This window comes from Actinoplanes oryzae (assembly GCF_030757795.1).
GTDB lineage: Bacteria > Actinomycetota > Actinomycetes > Mycobacteriales > Micromonosporaceae > Actinoplanes.
On the sequence record NZ_JAUQWH010000111.1, the window covers coordinates 1 to 17,433 of the forward strand.

Consider the following 17,433-nt stretch of genomic DNA (forward strand, 5'->3'; position numbering starts at 1 on the left):
AGGCGGCTCGATAATTTGTGGCGTTGATGGCCCGGAAATAGGCGTCGACCGTCGACCGGGCGAGCAGTTCGGACTGCTTGGCAGCTCTCTTGTCGGCTGCCGCTTTGTCGGCCGCCGCCCTCTTGTCCGCTGCGGCCTTGTCCGCCGCCTTCTTGTCAGCGACAACCTTCTCCGCCGCGGCCTGCTCTGCTGCCGCTTTGTCGGCTGCCGCCTTGTCCGCTGCCGCTTTGTCGGCTGCAGCCTTGTCCGCTGCCGCTTTGTCGGCCGCAGCCGTCGCTTGGATGTCGGCGACCTGCCGGGCCGCCCGCGCTGCGGCCTCCGAGCTCTGGTGCGTCTGCACGCCCATGACGATCAGCAGGCCGGCGACCAGCGTGCCGGCCGCACCACCCGCCGCAGCCCATCCTGTTCGGCTCACCCCCGCACCATCGGCTGCGCGGCGCCCGGCATGAGCAGCCGATCGCCCGAATCGGTGACTGATCCGCTTTCCGCGTCCGGCGCCCGCCTCCCGTCCTAGGTTGTGTCCCATCGGAAACGGGAGGTCTCAGGTGCCACGACCGCAATTGCTGCTGCTGAGCAGACAGGGCCACGCGAGCCTTCGTCCGGCGCACTGGGAGCGGCTGAGCGAGCTGGCCGACGTGCGCGCGGTCGCCATGAACGGTGCTCCCGGGCCGGCGGAAGCCGCCGCCATGCTCGCGTCCATGGATCTGTTGGGCGCCACCAACGTGTGCCTCCCGCGGCTCGACGACGAACTCCTGGACCGGGCGCCGCGGCTGCGCGGGGTCGTGCTCTACGCCACCGGACACGACCACATCGACACCGATCTGCTCGCCCGGCGCGGGGTGGGGCTCTCCGTGCTGCCGGACTACGCGACCATCAGCGTGGCGGAGCAGACGATCGCTCTGATCCTGTCCCTCGCGACTCGGCTGCATCTGGCGAACGACCGGGCGCGGGGGCGGGTCGAGCCCGGAGTCTCGCTGCGGGGCGTGGAGCTGGCCGGCCGTACTCTGGGGGTGGTCGGGCTGGGCAGGATCGGGCGCGCCGTCGCCGACCGCGGCCGGATGCTCGGCATGCGGGTCGTGGGCACCGATCTCGACCCGGCCGCCGCCGCACGGGCGGGGATCAGCGTCCTTGACCTGCGCGAGCTGCTGCGGACGGCGGACGTGGTGGCCCTTTGTGCAAGTCACCGGTACGGCAGTGGGCCCGTCATCGGAGCCGCGGAACTCGCGGTCATGCAGCCCGGGTCGTACTTGGTCAATGCCGCCCGGGCGGCGCTGGTCGACACCGGCGCAGCCGTGGCAGCGCTGCGCACCGGACGTCTGCGTGGCTACGGCGTCGACGACGACCTGAACGATCCGGCGTACGACGATGTGGCGCGTGAGGGCCGTCTGCTGCAGACCGGACACAGCGCATGGTGGCGGGACGAGACGATGCGCAAGGGCGCGGAGGCGTGGGGGCGCCACCTCATTGCCGCTGTCCAAGGCGCCCCGATCGACGTGGTGACCTGGCCCGAGCCCGCGGTCAGCGGGGCCGGGTGACCTCCGTCGAGGCGGCTGCGGCGACCGGCGTCTCCGCTCGCCGGTCGCTCGTCTGCGGGGCGGCCGGTCTCGCGGTGACCGCGCCACTGGCGCTGGGGGCGGCTCGCTGGCCGCGCTGGTGGCTCGAGATCGCACCTGAGCAGACGGCGATGACCTGGCTGCAGAGCGTGGTACTTGTCCTCGTGGCTGCCGGGTGCGCGCTGGCGGCCGCCGCCCGTACCGGTGACGGCCGGGCGTGGCTGCTGCTGGCGGCCGGATTCGGCGGCCTGTCGCTAGACGAGCGGTTCGCCGTGCACGAACGACTTCGCGACCAGGTCCTGGCACCGGCGGACGTCAGCATTCCGTTCCTGCCGTGGGTGGCCCCGGGTGACTTCCTCATGCTCGGGTACGCGATTGTCGGCCTCCTCATGCTGCCTCGCGTCGCGCGCTGCTTCCGAGGTGACCGAGGCGCCCGCATCGCCCTGCTCGCCGGCGTTGCCTGTGCTGTCGTCGCCGTCGGTGCCGACTCGATCGATCCGGCGATGTGGACACTGGCTCAGGAACGGGTGCAGCAGTCCCTGGAGGAGTGCTTCGAGCTCGCAGCGGACCTCGGCTTCGGGGTTGCGGTCGGCTTCCGGCTGCTGTCGCTCATGTCTCGATTGCCATCGAGCGCTTGAGGGCGGGCACCGTCGGAGGCATGGCGAAATGGGGAGGGGTGGCGGTCCGGGACGCCGGCTTGGTCGTGGCGAGGTGGGCGCCGCGGTCCAGGGGCTTGATTTGGTGCCGCGTGCCTCGACGGGGGCGTGCCGGGGAGGTGAGGGTCACGGCGGCCGGGCGTAGGGGGGTGATTTGTGGCACGCCGGGATCGGGCCGGGCGCACTACACTGCCAGGCACTTGACCAGGAGATCCCCCGAAGGCGGCACGGCATGGCTTCATCCGAGACGTTCGTCATCGCGGGGGCGGGGCTGGCCGGGGCCAAGGCCGCCGAGACGCTGCGCGCGGAGGGGTTCGGCGGGCGGGTCGTGCTGGCCGGGGCCGAGCAGCGACGTCCGTACGAGCGGCCGCCGCTGTCCAAGGGGCTGCTGCTGGGCACGGCCGGGGCCGAGAGCCCGTGGGTGCACGACGCCGGGTGGTACGCGGCCCACGACGTCGAGTTGCGGACCGGCGTGACCGTGACGGCGATCGACCGCGGGGGGCGCGCCGTCGTGGCCGGGCCGGAGCGGATCGCGTACGACAAATTGCTCCTCGCCACGGGATCGAGCCCGCGCCGGTGGCCGGGCCCCGGGGGCGACCTGGCCGGCGTGCGCTACCTGCGCACGTGGGAGGAGTCGCTCGCGCTGGCCGGGGAGCTGGCCGCGGGCCGGCGGGTGACCGTGCTCGGCTCCGGCTGGATCGGGCTCGAGGTGGCGGCCGCCGCCCGCGAGCGCGGCGCCGAGGTGACCGTTGTCACGCCGGCGCCGGCGCCGCTGCACCGGATCCTGGGGGAGCGGATCGGCGGCATGATCGCCGGGCTGCACCGTGAGCACGGGGTCACCTTCCGCTTCGGCACCCGGGTGCGCGAGCTGCTCGGCGACGATCACGTGCGGCGGGTGCTCCTCGACGACTGGACGGCCGTGGAGACCGACCTGGTCGTGGTCGGCATCGGCGCCGTCCCGAACGTGGGCCTCGCCACGCGGGCCGGGCTGGCGGTGGACGGTGGGGTGCTCGTCGACGCCCGCCACCGCACCAGCGACCCCGCGATCTTCGCGGCGGGCGACATCGCGGCGGTCCAGCATCCGCTCTACGGCCGGCGCGTCCGCGTCGACCACTGGGCCGACGCGCTGCACTCCGGCCCGGCCGCCGCCCGGTCCATGCTGGACATCGGCACGCCGTGGGCGCGCGTGCCGTACTTCTTCACCGACCAGTACGACCTCGGGCTGGAGTATGCGGGCCTGCTCGACCCGGCCGTGACCTACGACGTCGTGGTCCGCGGCGACCTCGACAAGCGGGAGTGCCTCGTCTTCTGGACCCACGAGGGCCGGATCGCCGCCGGCATGAACGTCAACGTGTGGGACGTCACCGACCGCATCCAGGACCTGATCGCCGCGGGCACCCGGATCGACCCGGCGCGCCTGGCCGACCCGTCCGTGCCCCTCGAGGAGCTGGCCCTCGGCGAGCCGACCGGCGAAGGCCCCACGAGGAGCTGACGGAAGAAGGCCCCACGAGGAGCTGGCGAAAGAGGAGCTGGCGAAAGAGGAGCTGAGGGAAGAAGGCCTCACGAGGAGCTGGCGAAAGAGGAGCTGACCGAGGCCGAGCGGGGAGACGGTCAGTTGGTGACGGCGACCTCCGCGTCGGTGAAGCGGGCGTAGGCGGGGTTGACGTCCGTCTCGCCGGCGCGGCCGTCGCAGCCCCGGCTCGGGTCGAACAGCAGGTAGGTGCCCGAGCCGCAGGCCGCGCCGGGCTCCGCGTCGCCGCCGACGACGACCGAGCCGGAGAGGGTGACGCCGCCCTGGACCAGGGCGTTGTCCTTGACGACCGCGTTGCCGGTGACCGTGGCGCCGGAGTTGATCCAGGCGAGCCCCTCGACGCGGGCGTTGCCCGTGACGGTGCTGCTGCCGTAGACCGCGGCGCGCGGGCCGACGTACGCCGTCGCGGCCACGGTGGCCCGGTTGTCCACCCAGCCGCCGCCGTTGCTGTGCCAGTGGCCACCGCCGGTCGCCGCCGGCTTGGTGTAGCCGGGCTCGTACCCGGACGGGACGGCGCCCGTGATGCCGAACTCGTACGGGTAGCGGTAGTTCTTCGGGTAGCCGTCGAGGAAACCGTAGTGGTGCACGGTCGTGGGCGCCCCGAGCACGACGAGGTAGACGTCCTTCTCGCCCGGCTGCAGCTGGAACGAGATCTGCCCGTCCGCGGCGGTGGCCACGGCGCCGTACCGGGGAACGGTGTTTGTGACCGCCACGAAGCCGTAGCTCCAGCCGGATCCGGCGGCGGCGTTGACGTGCCCCTTGAAGTGCAGCTTGATCAGGGCGCCGTCGCTCGACGGGACGAGTTTGATCTTGTTGTAGCCGTAGTCGGAGGGGGCGAGCGCGTCCGGGATCGCGTAGTGCTGCCCGGCCGCGTCGACGGGCACGCCGTTGTACGCGTTGATGAAGCCGGCGCCGTACACGCCGGTGATGAACGGCTGGAAATGGCTCTTGGTGCTGTAGTCGTAGGTGACCTGGTGCTGGGCGTATCCGGCAAGCTCGGCGTTCAGTTGCGCCTGGGTCAGACCCGCGATGCGCCGGTACGTCTCCAAGGGGTGCTCGGTGCTGCGCGCCTCGTTCCACAGGCGGTTGAAAATGCCGATCCCGCCGTTCCTGTCGACGAGATACTGGATGAGCATCCAGGCGCCGTAGTGGTGCCGGCTCGACGAGTACGCCAGATTCTCCGTGCGCAGGAATCGGGTCAGATCCCCGGCGCCGCCGTCGGGATAGACCTGCATCGCCATGTATTCGGCGCTCGCCTCCCAGAAGGTGCCCGCCGACGGGTCGGTGAAGCCGGATCCGGCCCTGCCGAGGAAGGTCACGTTCTGCAGGACGTGCCCGAGCTCGTGCGCCAGCCCCCACGACCCGGGCAGCGCCGCCGCCGGGGCGATGTTGATGACGCCGACCCGGCCGTCCGCGCTGCCGCCGGTCGCCCAGGCGTTCAGCTCGGTGCGGTTCCAGGTCTGCGTGACGATGACATCGATCTTGTACTGCGGCTCGGCGGTGAACTGCATGGTGTTCACGTAGAAGGAGTAGAGCGATTCCAGCTGGGCCAGAATGCTGTCGGGGTCGAAGGCGTACGGTGCCGGTGCGCTCGCCGGATCCGTGCCCGACTTCTCGCCCCACAGCAGCACGAAATCGGCGGAGTCCCTTCTCCGGTCGGCGCTCCACGGCACCTCACCCGTGCTCTGCCACGAGGCGGGAAGGTAGACGGCCTTCTCCGCGCCGGCGGCCGAGGGCCCGGCCGTAGCGGACCGCGCCGTAGCGGACCGCGCCGTAGCGGACCCGGCAGCCGCGGGCCCGGCAGCCGCGGGCCCGGCGCCGGTCAGCAGGGTCAGCGTGATCGTCGTCAGGGCCGCGCCCAGGCGGCGGCGCTTGCGCATGGGGACCTCCTCGGGCTGGGAGCGCTTCCACAGCCGGCGACCGCCCATGCTCGTCCACGCCGCCCGGCCCGTCAAGTGACGATTGTCGATGTGCCGTCCGCGACGGGCTGCCGACAGAACGCTCCCGCCCCGCGGCCCCGGTGCGCAGACTGGCCGTCATCCGGCCACCGGCCGGGGAAGGAGGGGCGCCATGGAACGGCTGCCCATCATCTACATCCGCGGATTCGCCGGCGCCACCGCGGGCATCGACGAGCAGGTCGACGATCCCTTCTACGGATTCAACGCCGGGTCGACGCACATCCGGATCAACGGCGACGGCGAGCCCGACTTCTACCAGTTCGAGGGGCCGATGCTGCGGCTGCTGGCGGACGAGGACTACCACCTGCTCGTCCGGGGCGACCAGCGCGCGTACCTGGCGGACGCCGGGCCCGGCGAGGTGGAGTCCGCGTCGATCTGGGTCTACCGCTTCTACGACCAGGCGGCGACCACCTTCGCGCGGCCGCCGCACGAGGGCCTTCCGGAGCGGCTGTTCGGCTGGCTGCGCAAGCGGGTCACGGCCGAGGGCTTCGACATCGAGACCGCGGCCGCCGGCCTGTACGACCTCGTCACCCTGGTGCGCGAGAAGACCGGCGCGCCGAAGGTCCACCTCGTGGCCCACTCCATGGGCGGTCTCGTCGCCCGGTGCATGCTGCAGAAGCTGTGCGGCCGTGACGGGCGGGCGCCCGCCCCCGCCGTCGTGTCCAAGCTGTTCACCTACGGCACGCCGCACGGCGGCATCGACTTCGACGTGGGCGCCCTCGACTGGGTCCAGAAGAACTTCGGTCCGGCCGGCTCCGACATCTTCGCCCCCGAGAAGATGTACGGCTACCTCACGCCGGGCAGGCGCTTCGGCGACGAGCCGCGCCGCGGTGCCGACTGGGATCCCCGGAGCATGCAGGGCGCCCTTCCGCCGGAGGACGTCTTCTGCCTGGTGGGGACCAACCCCGACGACTACGGGATCGCCCGCGCCGCCGTGGGCCCCAAGAGCGACGGCCTCGTCCGGATCGAGAACGCCTACGTGCCGGGCGCCCACCGGGCCTACGTCCACCGGTCCCACTCCGGCCGCTACGGCGAGGTGAACTCCGAGGAGGGCTACCAGAACCTGCGCCGCTTCCTCTTCGGGCGCTGGGCGGTCGCCGCGATCCTGGACGGGCTGCCGCGCTATCCCCGGGACATGGACCGGCTGCCGGCCGGCGAGCGATGGCCGGTCTGGCAGGCCGACATGCGCCTGGCCGTCCGCGGCGTGCCCGTGATCATGAGCGAGCAGCTCGCCGCCCACTGGTGCCCGATCCAGATCAACGAGGAGCTGCGGCGGCACATCGACGGGCCGGACACCCCCGTCCCGCTGGTCCGCACGTTCCTGCTCGACCGGGTCCGGATGCGCTACACGCTGACCCTGCGAGTGTTCAAGCTGACGCAGGCCCGGGGCTCGATCCGCTACTCCGGCCACCTCGAGCAGGTGCCGGACTGGGCCGACTCCCTCATCGTCGACGTCGAGCCGCACGACGGCGGAGACGGCGGGCTTCGCGCCTGGGCCGCCTGGAACAGCGAGGTCGCCGGGGAGATCGACAAGTTCGACCCCATCACCGAGGGCGTCGTCGCCACGGCGCCGGCCGAGCGGCGCGAGCCCTTGGCGCTGCGGGAGAAGGGTCAGGCCCGCTACTGCGAGGTGTCCCTGCCCGACGTGGCGAAGGCGTTGCCCATCCTGGGCCCCGATGCCGTGTTGCGGCTGGAGATCGCCGAGCGTTGAGGACCCGTACGCCGGGACTGTCACATCCGGTGCCGCCCGCTCGTCCTCTCCGCAGAACCCACAGGAGGCAACAACGATGAAGATCGCAGTGGCGGGTGGCACCGGACTCACCGGACGGCACGTCGTGGCGGCGCTGCGGGAGCGCGGCCACGACCCGGTCGCGCTGTCCCGGGCGACGGGCGCCGATCTCGTACGCGGAACCGGTCTGGACGTGGCCCTCGCGGGCGCCGAGGCGGTCATCGACGTCAGCAACGTGACGACGATGAGCCGCAAGGTGTCGACCGGCTTCTTCGGCGCGGCCGCTCGCAACCTTGGCACCGCCGCCGAGCGGGCCGGCGTCAAGCACCTGCTGACGCTGTCGATCGTCGGCGTGGACCGGGTGCGGAACCCGTACTACGCGGGCAAGGTGCTGCAGGAAGAGATCGTCCGCAGCGGGGCGGTGCCGTGGACGATCCTGCGGGCGACCCAGTTCCACGAGTTCGCGGGGCAGATCCTGGGCAGTCTGCCCGGTCCCGTCGCGGTCGTGCCCGCGATGCGTGTGCAACCCGTCGCCGTACGCGAGGTCGCCGCGCACCTCGCCGGCCTGGTGACCGAGCCGCCGCGGGGCATGGCCCCCGAGCTGGCCGGCCCGCGGGAGGAGTCCCTCGCCGGCATGTGCCGCCGGCTGATCGCGGCCGGCCGGGCCCGCCGCCGTCCCGTCCTGCCGGTGCCCTTCCCCGGCGCGGGCCTGCTCCCGACCGGCCCGGGCCCGCGCGGGGTCCAGACCTTCGAGGAGTGGCTGCGGTAGCTCCCGGCCGGTGGCCGCGACGGCACGAACCCGGGAGGGGTTAGCCGGCCGGGTTCCAGCCGTCGGCGCCGGCCAGGTACTTCTGCGGGGTGTAGTTGGCCGCCTGGGCGTCGGTCAGCTGCGGTCGGTTGCCGTTCACGGTCGCGCCGGCGCCCGTGTTCTTGTACTCGGAGAAGCGGGCGCCCTGCCACGGATTGCCGGACATGTCCGTCCAGGGCTGGGCGACCCTGATCGTGCTGCTCAGGGCCGACTCGCGGACGGTGACCTGCCCGGCGGCGCCCCACGGGCGGCCCAGGTAGGTGAGGTTGTCCGGCACCCCGGTGATCGTCGACTTGTAGATCAGGAAGCCGTACGGGGAGGCGGCATCGGTGTTGGCCGCGGTCAGGTAGCCGCCGGTGCTGCGCTTCTCGTGGATCTGACAGGCGTAGAAGACCGCGCTGCCGTTGCCGTAGATGAAGTCGACCGTGCCCTCGATGTAGGAGCTCCAGACGTACGCCCGGGCCTTGTTGTAGATCAGCAGGGTGTCCTGGTCGCCGAGCAGCCGGACGTTGCCCAGCCGGGCCCGGTCGCCGTAGAGCGCCAGGGCGAGGGCCTGGGAGGAGCCGTTGGCCGCCTCGTCGTAGTCGTTGCTGACCGTCAGGTTCTTGCCGTAGAACTCCCTGGCCTGGACGTAGACCGTGGCCGAGCCGGTCGTGCCGGCGGTCGAGGCGGGCTTGTTGTTGACGATGACCGTGGCGGCGGCGCTCGCGCCGAGGCCCTCCAGCGTGATGAAGGGCTTGTCCGAGGGGATGACCACGCTCTCGCGGTAGGTGCCCGCCTTGATCGTGATGGTGACCCGGCTCGCGTTGCCGGCCGGGACCGCGTTCACCGCGGCCTGCACGGTCCGATAGCCGGCCGATCCGTCGGACGCGACGGTCAGGGTGGTGGCGGCCGCCGAGGGCGCGCTGCCGGCGCCGACCACGACGGCCGGCACCACGACCAGGGCGGCCGACCCGAGGGCAATGCTTCGTAAGGGACGCATGCCCGGCACACTAATCGACAGTCATCAATATGTGCCGCCACTTTCACATCGTGGCAAGTTCGTCCCGCCCGGGATGGTGCTCCGGCCTCTCGGCGGGGCCGGAGCACCAGCGCTCAGCGGCGGGTCTTGGGGAGGTCGAACTGGTCGGCGGCGCGGCAGTCCTTCTGGGTGCCGATCGCCCCGGGGCCCAGCTTCTCGAGGGCGTCGCGGGCGCGCTGCCGGCCGAGGTTCCAGGCGTACCAGGGGTCGGGCTCCTTCAGGTCCTCGGCGATCCACATGAGGGTGCAGCGGCGTACGGGATCGGGCAGTTCGGTCAGCGCCGGGGTCGCGTCGGCGGAGAGGGCCCGCAGGTACCAGGCGTCGATCTTGCCGGAGCCCTGGTACCGGGCGGCGTTGCGGCTGGCCACGTAGCCCTCGGGGTCGAGGGCGGCGAGGCCGAGCAGCATCAGCACGGCGAGGCCGACGGTGGCCGAGGGGATCCAGCGGCCCTGCCACCTGATGCCGGCGGCCGCGATCATCACGAAGATGACGCCGAGCAGCATCTCGGCGGCCATGACGAAGATCCGCTCGCCGGTGAAGCTGTAGACCCGCTGGTACTCCCACATGCGCGACAGGGCGGACGCCACGATGACGACGCTCAGGGCGCAGAGCAGGCCCAGCAGGATGCGCAGCAGCAGCCGTTCCGCCGGCTGGTCCCGCTTCGCCCAGCGGGCCAGGGCCGCGATCAGGGCCAGCGACAGCAGCGTGACCGCGACCAGCTGCCAGAAGCCGCTCCGGGCGTACTGGGAGTAGCTGAGCCCGGCCGTCTTCAGCACGTGCCGGCTGCCGCCGAACAGCACGGTGAACTGCACCGCCACGAAGCCCGCGAAGAGCAGCACCAGGGCGGCTCCGGCCGGCGCCCACTCGATCAGGCCGTAGCGTCCCTTGCCCGGCCGGTCCAGGCCGGCCGTCGCCGGGGGAGCGCTCAGGGTGTAGATGCCGGAGACGGCGAGCAGGGCACCGGTGACGGCCAGGAAGATCCACTGGAAGACCGTGCCGGCGCCGAGATCGGGGACGGCGTCGTCGAGCAGCCGGGAGAACGCGACGTCGGCGGACGACAGCAGCGCGCCGAAGACGAGCAGCACCACGACGGTGAGCGCCACCGAGAAGACGATCCGGCGGGCGATGCCCGGGTCGCGGGTGCCCTTCAGGTGCCGGCGCACCCACGGGATGCCGGCGACCGCCGCGTACGGGGCGGCCCACAGGCTGAACAGGATCGACCGGACCTGCCGGCCGCCGACGATGGCCAGCGCGGTGCAGCCGATCGCGCCCAGCACGCTGAACGTCACCAGCCACCACGCGTTGCGGAACGCCGGGACGAGCATCAGGGCGAGCGCCGCCGCAGCCCAGCCCGCCCGGATCAGCCGCTCGCGGCGGGGCAGCTCCGCCGAGCGCCGGACCGCGAAGCCGACGCCCAGCGCCAGCGCCAGCCAGCCGAGGAACCAGCCGATGCCGACCCGGGTCAGCGGCAGGAAGACCAGGAAGCCCAGGGCGCCGGCGAGCACGCCGGCCGGGACGGCCCAGCCCTTGGCCTGCTTCGGTCCGGGCCAGTGCTTCTCGCGGAAGAGCTGCCAGGAGGTGGGTTTCGGCTCGTACGGGCCGAAGGGGTGCGGGGACATCTGCGGGGGCCGGCGCTGCGGGGGCGCCGGCTGCTGCGCCTGCGGACCGACCGGCGGGACGACCTTGGCCGGTGGCGCCGGGGCGTCCCCGGCCGGCTTGGCCGTGGGCGGCGTGGGCGCGGCCGGCGTGGGCGCGGGCTTCTCCGGCGAGGCCGCCGGTGGGGTCGCCGCAGCCGGGGCCTTCGCGGGCTGTGGCGCCGGCGCGGTGACAGCCGGGGTCGCAGCGGGCGCCGTGACCGGCGTGGGCGCTGCGGGCGCCGTGACCGGTTTGGGCGCCGTGACCGGTTTGGGCGCGGCGGGCGCGGCGCCGGCCACGGTCGCCGTCTCGACGGCGACCATGGGCAGGAACACCGCGTATCCCCGCGTCCCGGCCGGGATCCGAACCGGGATCGCCCATGCCGTCTCCCCGTCGGCCCCCGGCCAGACCATCGACGGGATCGCCTCGGCCGGCGGCATGACCAGCAGCTGCGGCGCGGGGGCCGCGGCGACGGGAACATCGTGGGCCGGCTCCGGGGGAACGGCCTGCGCCGCCGCCTCCGGACCGGTCTGCTTCGGTGGCAGCTCCGCCATTGTGCCTCCTGGGTTGGTCAGGTCGGCACACTGTAAGCGGTCCGCGCCACGCCGGGACGATCCGGTACCGCCCCGACGCCCGGGACGGCGGCGGCGGGCGCGATCGCCCCCCGCGGGACGGCGGCGGCGGGCGCGATCGCCCCCGCGGGACGGCGGCGGGCGGCGGGCGGGTTCTTCTGCGAGGCTGCGGAGGAGATCCGCGAGCCGAGGGAGTGGCGTTGTGCCGAGAGTGATCGTGACGGGCGGGGCCGGCAAGCTGGGCCGGGCGGTGGTGACGGACCTGCTGGCCCACGGCTGGCAGGTCGTCGTCTTCGACAGGGTGCGCCCGCCGCATCCGGAGGCGGTCCACGTGCCGGTGGACCTGACCGATTACGGGCAGGTGCTCGACGCGATGCACGGCGTCGAGGAGCGCTACGACGCGGTGGACGCCCTGGTGCACCTGGCGGCGATCCCCGCCCCGGGCATCGTGCCCGACCAGGCCACCTTCGCCAACAACATGAACAGTACGTTCCACGTCGTGACGGCCGCCCGGCGGACGGGGGTGCGCAACATCGTCTGGGCGTCGAGCGAGACCGTGCTCGGGCTCCCCTTCGACACCCCGCCGCCCTACATCCCGGTCGACGAGGGGTGTCCGCCGCGCCCCGAGTCCACGTACTCGCTGGTGAAGACCCTCGAGGAGCGCATGGCCGCCGAGCTGTGCCGGTGGGACCCGCGGCTGAAGATGATCGGGCTGCGCTTCTCGAACGTCATGGAGCCGGAGGACTACGCGGCCTTCCCGTCGTTCGACGCCGACGCGCGGCTGCGCAAGTGGAACCTGTGGGGCTACATCGACGCCCGGGACGGCGCGCAGGCGGTGCGGCTGGCGCTGGAGAGCACCGCGACCGGCATGGAGGTCTACATCATCGCCAACGCGGACACGGTCATGTCGCGGCCGAACGCGGAGCTGGTCGCCGAGGTCTTCCCGGGCGTCGAGATCCGCGGCGACCTCGGGGTCAACGACACGCTGCTGTCGATCGCCAAGGCCCGCGCACAGCTCGGCTACGAGCCCCGCCACGGCTGGCGTGATCAGATCCCGGGGTGACCGGTTAAGCTCATCCCATCGATCAAGGTCCATGGGGGAGGCGTCATGCGGGGGATCCGGGAGCGGCAAGGCACGCTGGCTGTCGAGGGCGGGACTCCGGTCCGGTCCGGACGGCCCTGGCCCGGGTGGCCACAGGTCGCGCCCGGCGCCGGCGACGAGCTGCTCGGTGTGCTGCACAGTGGACGGTGGGCGCTCAGCAGCCCGCGCCGGGAGGGGCTGGCCGAGCAGCGGTTCGCCCGGCGCTTCGCCGGCTACGTGGGGACGCGCCACTGCGTGCCCACGGACCACGGCTCCAGCGCGGTGCTGATCGCGCTGGAGTCGCTCGGGCTGCCGTACGGGAGCACCGTCCTGGTCCCCGCGCTGACCTGGACCGCGTCGGCGACCGCGGTCCTGCGGGCGGGCCTGGTCCCGGTCCTGACCGACGCGGACCCGCGCACCGGTGTCATGACCCCGGCGACGCTGGACTTCTCGTCCCGCCCGGCGGCCGTGGTCGTGGTGCACTGGGCGTGCCGGATGGCGGACGTCCCGGCGATCGCCCGGGCCGCGGCGGCCCACGGCGCCGAGGTGATCGAGGACGCGGCCCAGGCGCACGGCGCGCGCTGGCAGGGCCGTGGCGCCGGCTCGCTGGCCCGGCTCGGCTGCTTCAGCATGCAGCACTCCAAGGTGCTCACCTGCGGCGAGGGCGGCGCGGTCGTCACCGACGACGACGACCTGGCGCCGCGCCTGGAGGAGCTGCGCGCCGACTCACGCCGCTACCGCACCGGCGCCCGGCCCGGCGAACTCGACCTGGCCGAGACCGCGTCGGTGCTCGGCGCCAACCACTGCCTCGACGAGTTCGGCGCGGCCCTGCTGTGCGCGCAGCTCGACCTGCTGGAGGGGCAGCACGAGGTGCGCAACCGCAACTACCGGCTGCTGGGGGAGCTGCTGGCCGGGGTGCCCGGCGTGCGGCTGCTCGACCCGGCGCCGGAGCAGGACAAGCTGTCGCTCTACGAGGTGCCGCTGGTCTTCGACGAGCTGCCCGAGGGCGTCGGCAACGCCTGGGTCGCCGAGGCGCTGACCGCCGAGCTGGGCGTGCGCGCCTACACCCCGCGCACCCCGCTGCACCGCAGCGCCCTGCTGCGGCCGTGGACGAAGCCGGCCCTGGCCCCGCTCAGCGAGCGGTTCGCCGAGCTGCACCGCGACCGGACGTTCCCCGGCGCCGAGCATCTCGCGGCGCACGCGGTGCTCTTCCACCACAGCGCCTTCCTCGGCCCCGGGGACGACATGGCGGACCTGGCCGCGGCGGCCGCCAAGGTGACGGCCGCCCTCAGCGCGCGAGACTGACGCCCCGGCGCAGCTCGTCGAGGCGGTCGAGCCCGGCCAGCGCGGCGTCGATCGGCACGCCGAAGTCGATGAGGCACGCGATCTCGTCGACGCCGGCGTCCGCCGCCCGCCGCACCACCCCGAGCGCGTCGCCGACCGTCCCGAAGAGCCCGTCGCGCTCCAGGTACCGGTCGGCGGCGCGGGCGACGACGGCCGGCACCTCCGCGCCGGGGGGCGGTCCGGCACCCACGGGCAGCCCGGCGGCGCGCAGGTTCAGGTCCAGCGAGGTCATCAGGTAGCGGTGCAGCGGCGGGCGCGCCACGGCCAGCGCCGCCTCCCTGTCGTCGCCGAGGCAGGCGTGCAGCATGAGGGCGACGTGTCCCCGGCCGGGGTGCCCGGCTGCCGCGTACGCCTGCCGGTAGGCCCGCACCCGCGCGGGCAGGGCGTCCAGCTCGTAGGTCAGCAGGTTGGTCAGGACGCCCACGCCGAGGCGGCCGGCCGCCTCGAAGGTGGGCAGGCTGCCGCCGCTGGTCAGCCAGATCGGCGGGTCCGCCTGGACCGGGCGCGGGTAGATGCCGCCCGGCGGGCCCTCCGGGCAGGGTTCGCCGCGCCACAGCTTGCGCAGCGTGCCGATCGCCTCGACGGTCAGCTCGCGGCGCCGCTCGTAGCTGTCCGGGGCGAGGAGGAAGTCCTGCGGGTTCCAGCCGGAGGCCAGCGAGATGCCGGCCCGGCCGTGGGACAGGTTGTCCACCATGGCCCAGTCCTCGGCGATGCGGACCGGGTGGTGCAGCGGCGCGACGACGCTGCCGGCCCGCACGCCCACCCGGGTGGTCACGGCGGCGACCGCCGCGGCGGCCACCGCCGGGTTGGGGAAGAGCCCGCCGAAGCGGTGGAAGTGCCGCTCCGGGGTCCAGACCGCGGCGAAGCCGTGGGTGTCGGCGAAGCGCGCGCCCTCCAGCAGCAGCCGGTAGCGGTCGCCCGAGTCGGCGTCGTCGGCGAAGTAGAACAGGCTGAAGTCCATGGTCAGCGCCCCACCGCCTGCGGCACCGGCCGCCGGGACCAGGACCGGTCGAGGACCGTGAGGGCCAGGGCGGCGACGACGAGCAGGCCGCCGATCAGCGCGGTGGCCCGCAGCCCGCTGAGGCTGAGCACCAGGCCACCGAGCGCGGCGCCGCCGGCGATGCCGAGGTTGAAGGCCGCGGACGTGCCCGCCGACGCCAGGTCGGAGTTGCCCGGCGCCACCTCCAGCACCCGGGCCGTCAGCGCCGGGCTCATCGCCCCGAGCGCGAAGCCGGAGAGCGCCAGCAGGGCGGCCGTGGCGACCTGCGACGGCCCCAGCGCCCAGAGCCCGAGCAGCGACAGCAGCGTGAGCACGACGGACCCGATCAGGACCAGGTGCGGCCGGCGGTCGACGAGCATCCCGCCCAGGATCACGCCGCCGAGGTCCACCACGCCGCGCAGCAGCAGCACGGCGCTCACGGCGGACTCCGGGAACTTCGCGACGTCGGTGAGGAACGGCGTCGTGTAGGTGAAGGCGGCGTAGGTGCCGCTGACGATCAGGATCGTGAGCGCCACCAGCAGCACGTACCGGCGCATGCTCGGGGCGGTGCCGGTGGCCGCGTGTCCCTCGCCCACCGGCCGGGTCGGCATCAGCACGACCACGAGCACGAAGGCGAGCAGGCCCAGCCCGGCCAGCGCGAAGAACGCGGCCCGCCAGCCGGCCTGCTGCCCGAGCCACGTGCCGGCCGGCACGCCGAGCATGGGGGCCAGCGCGGACCCGCTGAAGACGGTCGCCGCGGCCCGGCCCCGGACCTCGACGGAGAGCAGGCTCGCCGCGGCGGGGCCGACGACCGCCCAGAACACGGACTGGCTGAGCGCCACCGCGACCCGGGCGGCCAGCAGGAACTCGAAGCTCGCCGCCTGCGCGGAGGCCAGGGTGGCGACGACGAAGACGGCGAGCAGCACCGCCATCAGCAGCCGGCGCGGCACCTTGCGGGTGAGGTGGGCAAGCGGCACGGACATGATGGCGACCGTGAGGCCGTACCCGGTGACCAGCAGCCCGGCGTCCGGCAGCGAGATGCCGAAGTCGCCGGCGATCAGCGGGAGCAGCCCCACGGGCAGCGTCTCCATGGCGACGAAGCAGAACGCGCCGACCGCCATCGCGATCAGCGCCCCGACCGCCCGGCTCACGCGGCGGCCGCCGTGAGAACGTCGTGGACGGGCCGGTGCGGGTCCTCGATCAGCGCCGCGAGCACGGCCGCGTAGTCGCTGATCCACGCGTCGACCTGCGGCCGGTCGTAGAAGGCCGGGCCGTAGTGCACGGTGATGCCGGTCCCGGCGGCGTCGGCGAGCACCCACGGGGTCACCCGCTTACGGGTCTCGGCGAGCCAGCGCGCGTCGCCGGGGCGCACGGGCACCGGCACGGCCTCGGGCGACGGGCCCGCGTCCGGCGGTCCCGGCGGCGCCGGCCGCACCTCGAGCCCGGCGAAGTCCGGCAGCAGCGGCGGCAGGTCGGACTGGAACCACACGTCGTAGAGGTGCATCTGCGGCCACGGCCGCTGCCGGGCGAAGTCGTCGTTGGCCGCCGCGGCGATCAGCCGGTACGGCGCCGCGTGCCGGAGGGCCAGCACGGTCTCCGCGCGCACGAGCTCCAGCACCTCGGCGAGCGTGGCGCCGTCCGGGACGGTGGTGGCCACGTACGTGTTGGTGGTGAACTGCCCGACCACCTCGCGGGACCGGGGGCCGCGGCCCAGCGTCGTGGTGCCGATGACGACGCGCGGGCGGCCGGTGCGGGCGGCGAGCAGCGCCCTGTACGCCCCCAGCAGCACCAGAAACGGCGTGCTCCGGTGCCGCGTGGCAGCCTGCCGCACCCCGGCGGCGAGCCGCTCGCCGAAGTCGAAGCGCACCGGCAGCTCGATGCCCGTGTCCACGCTCGCCGACCGGTCGGTCCACGGGAACACCTCGGCGTCGGCCGGCGGGCGCAGCCTGTCCCGCCAGTACGCCGTGGCCCGCGCGGCGTCGGCCCCGGGCGAGTCCAGCACCTCCGAGTAGCCGGGCACCGGGGGCAGCGGCTCCCCGCCGTACGCCCGCCCGAGGTCCCGCAGCACGATCTGCGCCGACCGGCCGTCCGCGATCAGGTGGCACAGCGACACGGCGAGCACGTGCTCGGCCGCGCCCAGCCGGATCAGCCGCACCTCCCACAGCGGCGCCCGCAGCACGTCGAACGGCCGGTCCTCCGCCCCGCGCACCAGGTCGCCGAGGCGGGCGGCGCGCTCGCGCGGCGGCAGCCCCGACAGGTCCACCGCGGTCAGCGGGACCGCGACGTCGTCCAGGTAGCGCGCGGACGGGTCGTCGCTCGTGTCGGTGTAGACCAGCCGCAGCGCGTCGTGGCGGGCGCCGATCGCGGCGATCGCGGCCCGCAGCCGGGGCACGTCGAGCGGCCCGAGCAGGGTGACCGCCTCGGCGGCGTTGACGCCCAGCGCCCCGGGGCTCTCCGGGAACAGCGAGCGGGCGAACTCCCAGAGCATCTCCTGGGCAGGTGGGATCACGTGACTTACCCCCGCGGTGCACAAGCCATTGACTATGATCGAAGTCCACAGTAGCAG

14 protein-coding genes are annotated in these 17,433 nt (G+C 73.7%); 7 read left to right on the forward strand and 7 right to left on the reverse strand.

The window, feature by feature from the left end:
* Window positions 1-415, reverse strand: a 415-nt coding sequence (locus RBH18_RS29330; RefSeq protein WP_306213680.1) for a hypothetical protein, incomplete at its 3' end; no start/stop codon positions are given.
* A 130-nt stretch (window positions 416-545) separates the two neighbouring features.
* Between RBH18_RS29330 and RBH18_RS29335 the strand changes: the two genes are divergently transcribed.
* The 3 genes from RBH18_RS29335 to RBH18_RS29345 all read left to right on the forward strand — a co-directional run bounded on the left by RBH18_RS29335 (window position 546) and on the right by RBH18_RS29345 (window position 3,701).
* Window positions 546-1,535, forward strand: coding sequence for a 2-hydroxyacid dehydrogenase (locus tag RBH18_RS29335; RefSeq protein ID WP_306213682.1), 990 nt, complete (start codon window positions 546-548; stop codon window positions 1,533-1,535).
* A 149-nt stretch (window positions 1,536-1,684) separates the two neighbouring features.
* Complete coding sequence (locus tag RBH18_RS29340) at window positions 1,685-2,191, forward strand: hypothetical protein (RefSeq protein ID WP_306213683.1); 507 nt, start codon at window positions 1,685-1,687, stop codon at window positions 2,189-2,191.
* A 250-nt stretch (window positions 2,192-2,441) separates the two neighbouring features.
* Complete coding sequence (locus RBH18_RS29345) at window positions 2,442-3,701, forward strand: NAD(P)/FAD-dependent oxidoreductase (protein WP_306213684.1); 1,260 nt, start codon at window positions 2,442-2,444, stop codon at window positions 3,699-3,701.
* Between the two features lie 119 nt (window positions 3,702-3,820).
* On the opposite strand, the gene RBH18_RS29350 is transcribed toward RBH18_RS29345, so the two are convergent.
* Complete coding sequence (locus RBH18_RS29350; RefSeq protein WP_306213685.1) at window positions 3,821-5,695, reverse strand: DUF6055 domain-containing protein; 1,875 nt, start codon at window positions 5,693-5,695, stop codon at window positions 3,821-3,823.
* Window positions 5,696-5,810: 115 nt separating this feature from the next.
* Here RBH18_RS29350 and RBH18_RS29355 point away from each other — a divergent pair, with 115 nt between their 5' ends.
* Both RBH18_RS29355 and RBH18_RS29360 read left to right on the forward strand, forming a co-directional pair.
* Complete coding sequence (locus RBH18_RS29355) at window positions 5,811-7,409, forward strand: esterase/lipase family protein (RefSeq protein ID WP_306213686.1); 1,599 nt, start codon at window positions 5,811-5,813, stop codon at window positions 7,407-7,409.
* 76 nt (window positions 7,410-7,485) lie between these two features.
* Entirely contained in the window at window positions 7,486-8,196 is a 711-nt protein-coding gene (locus RBH18_RS29360) for an SDR family oxidoreductase (protein ID WP_306213687.1), read from the forward strand.
* 40 nt (window positions 8,197-8,236) lie between these two features.
* Here RBH18_RS29360 and RBH18_RS29365 read toward each other — a convergent pair whose 3' ends face one another.
* Both RBH18_RS29365 and RBH18_RS29370 read right to left on the reverse strand, forming a co-directional pair.
* The gene (locus tag RBH18_RS29365) at window positions 8,237-9,217 is read right to left on the reverse strand and encodes a pectinesterase family protein (RefSeq protein WP_306213688.1); all 981 of its coding nucleotides are present in this window, start codon (window positions 9,215-9,217) and stop codon (window positions 8,237-8,239) included.
* Between the two features lie 113 nt (window positions 9,218-9,330).
* Window positions 9,331-11,445: a DUF4153 domain-containing protein gene (locus tag RBH18_RS29370; RefSeq protein ID WP_306213689.1), complete on the reverse strand. Its 2,115-nt coding sequence runs from the start codon at window positions 11,443-11,445 to the stop codon at window positions 9,331-9,333.
* Window positions 11,446-11,665: 220 nt separating this feature from the next.
* Between RBH18_RS29370 and RBH18_RS29375 the strand changes: the two genes are divergently transcribed.
* Both RBH18_RS29375 and RBH18_RS29380 read left to right on the forward strand, forming a co-directional pair.
* A complete protein-coding gene (locus RBH18_RS29375; protein ID WP_306213690.1) occupies window positions 11,666-12,526 on the forward strand; it encodes an NAD-dependent epimerase/dehydratase family protein in 861 nt (286 codons plus the stop codon).
* Window positions 12,527-12,571: 45 nt separating this feature from the next.
* Window positions 12,572-13,849: a DegT/DnrJ/EryC1/StrS family aminotransferase gene (locus RBH18_RS29380; protein ID WP_306213691.1), complete on the forward strand. Its 1,278-nt coding sequence runs from the start codon at window positions 12,572-12,574 to the stop codon at window positions 13,847-13,849.
* Here the strand turns inward: RBH18_RS29380 and RBH18_RS29385 are convergent.
* Genes RBH18_RS29385 through RBH18_RS29395 form a run of 3 tightly spaced genes read right to left on the reverse strand, consistent with a single transcriptional unit; the run spans window position 13,833 to window position 17,376 of the window.
* Window positions 13,833-14,849, reverse strand: coding sequence for a MupA/Atu3671 family FMN-dependent luciferase-like monooxygenase (locus RBH18_RS29385; RefSeq protein WP_306213692.1), 1,017 nt, complete (start codon window positions 14,847-14,849; stop codon window positions 13,833-13,835). The genes RBH18_RS29380 and RBH18_RS29385 overlap by 17 nt on opposite strands.
* Window positions 14,850-14,851: 2 nt before the next feature.
* Window positions 14,852-16,018 carry an MFS transporter gene (locus RBH18_RS29390; RefSeq protein ID WP_306213693.1) on the reverse strand — a complete coding sequence of 389 codons (1,167 nt, stop codon included), beginning with the start codon at window positions 16,016-16,018 and terminating at the stop codon, window positions 14,852-14,854.
* On the reverse strand, window positions 16,015-17,376 hold the full coding sequence (locus tag RBH18_RS29395) for a condensation domain-containing protein (protein WP_306213694.1): 1,362 nt from the start codon (window positions 17,374-17,376) through the stop codon (window positions 16,015-16,017). The genes RBH18_RS29390 and RBH18_RS29395 overlap by 4 nt, the downstream gene beginning before the upstream one ends.
* Window positions 17,377-17,433 lie beyond the last annotated feature (57 nt).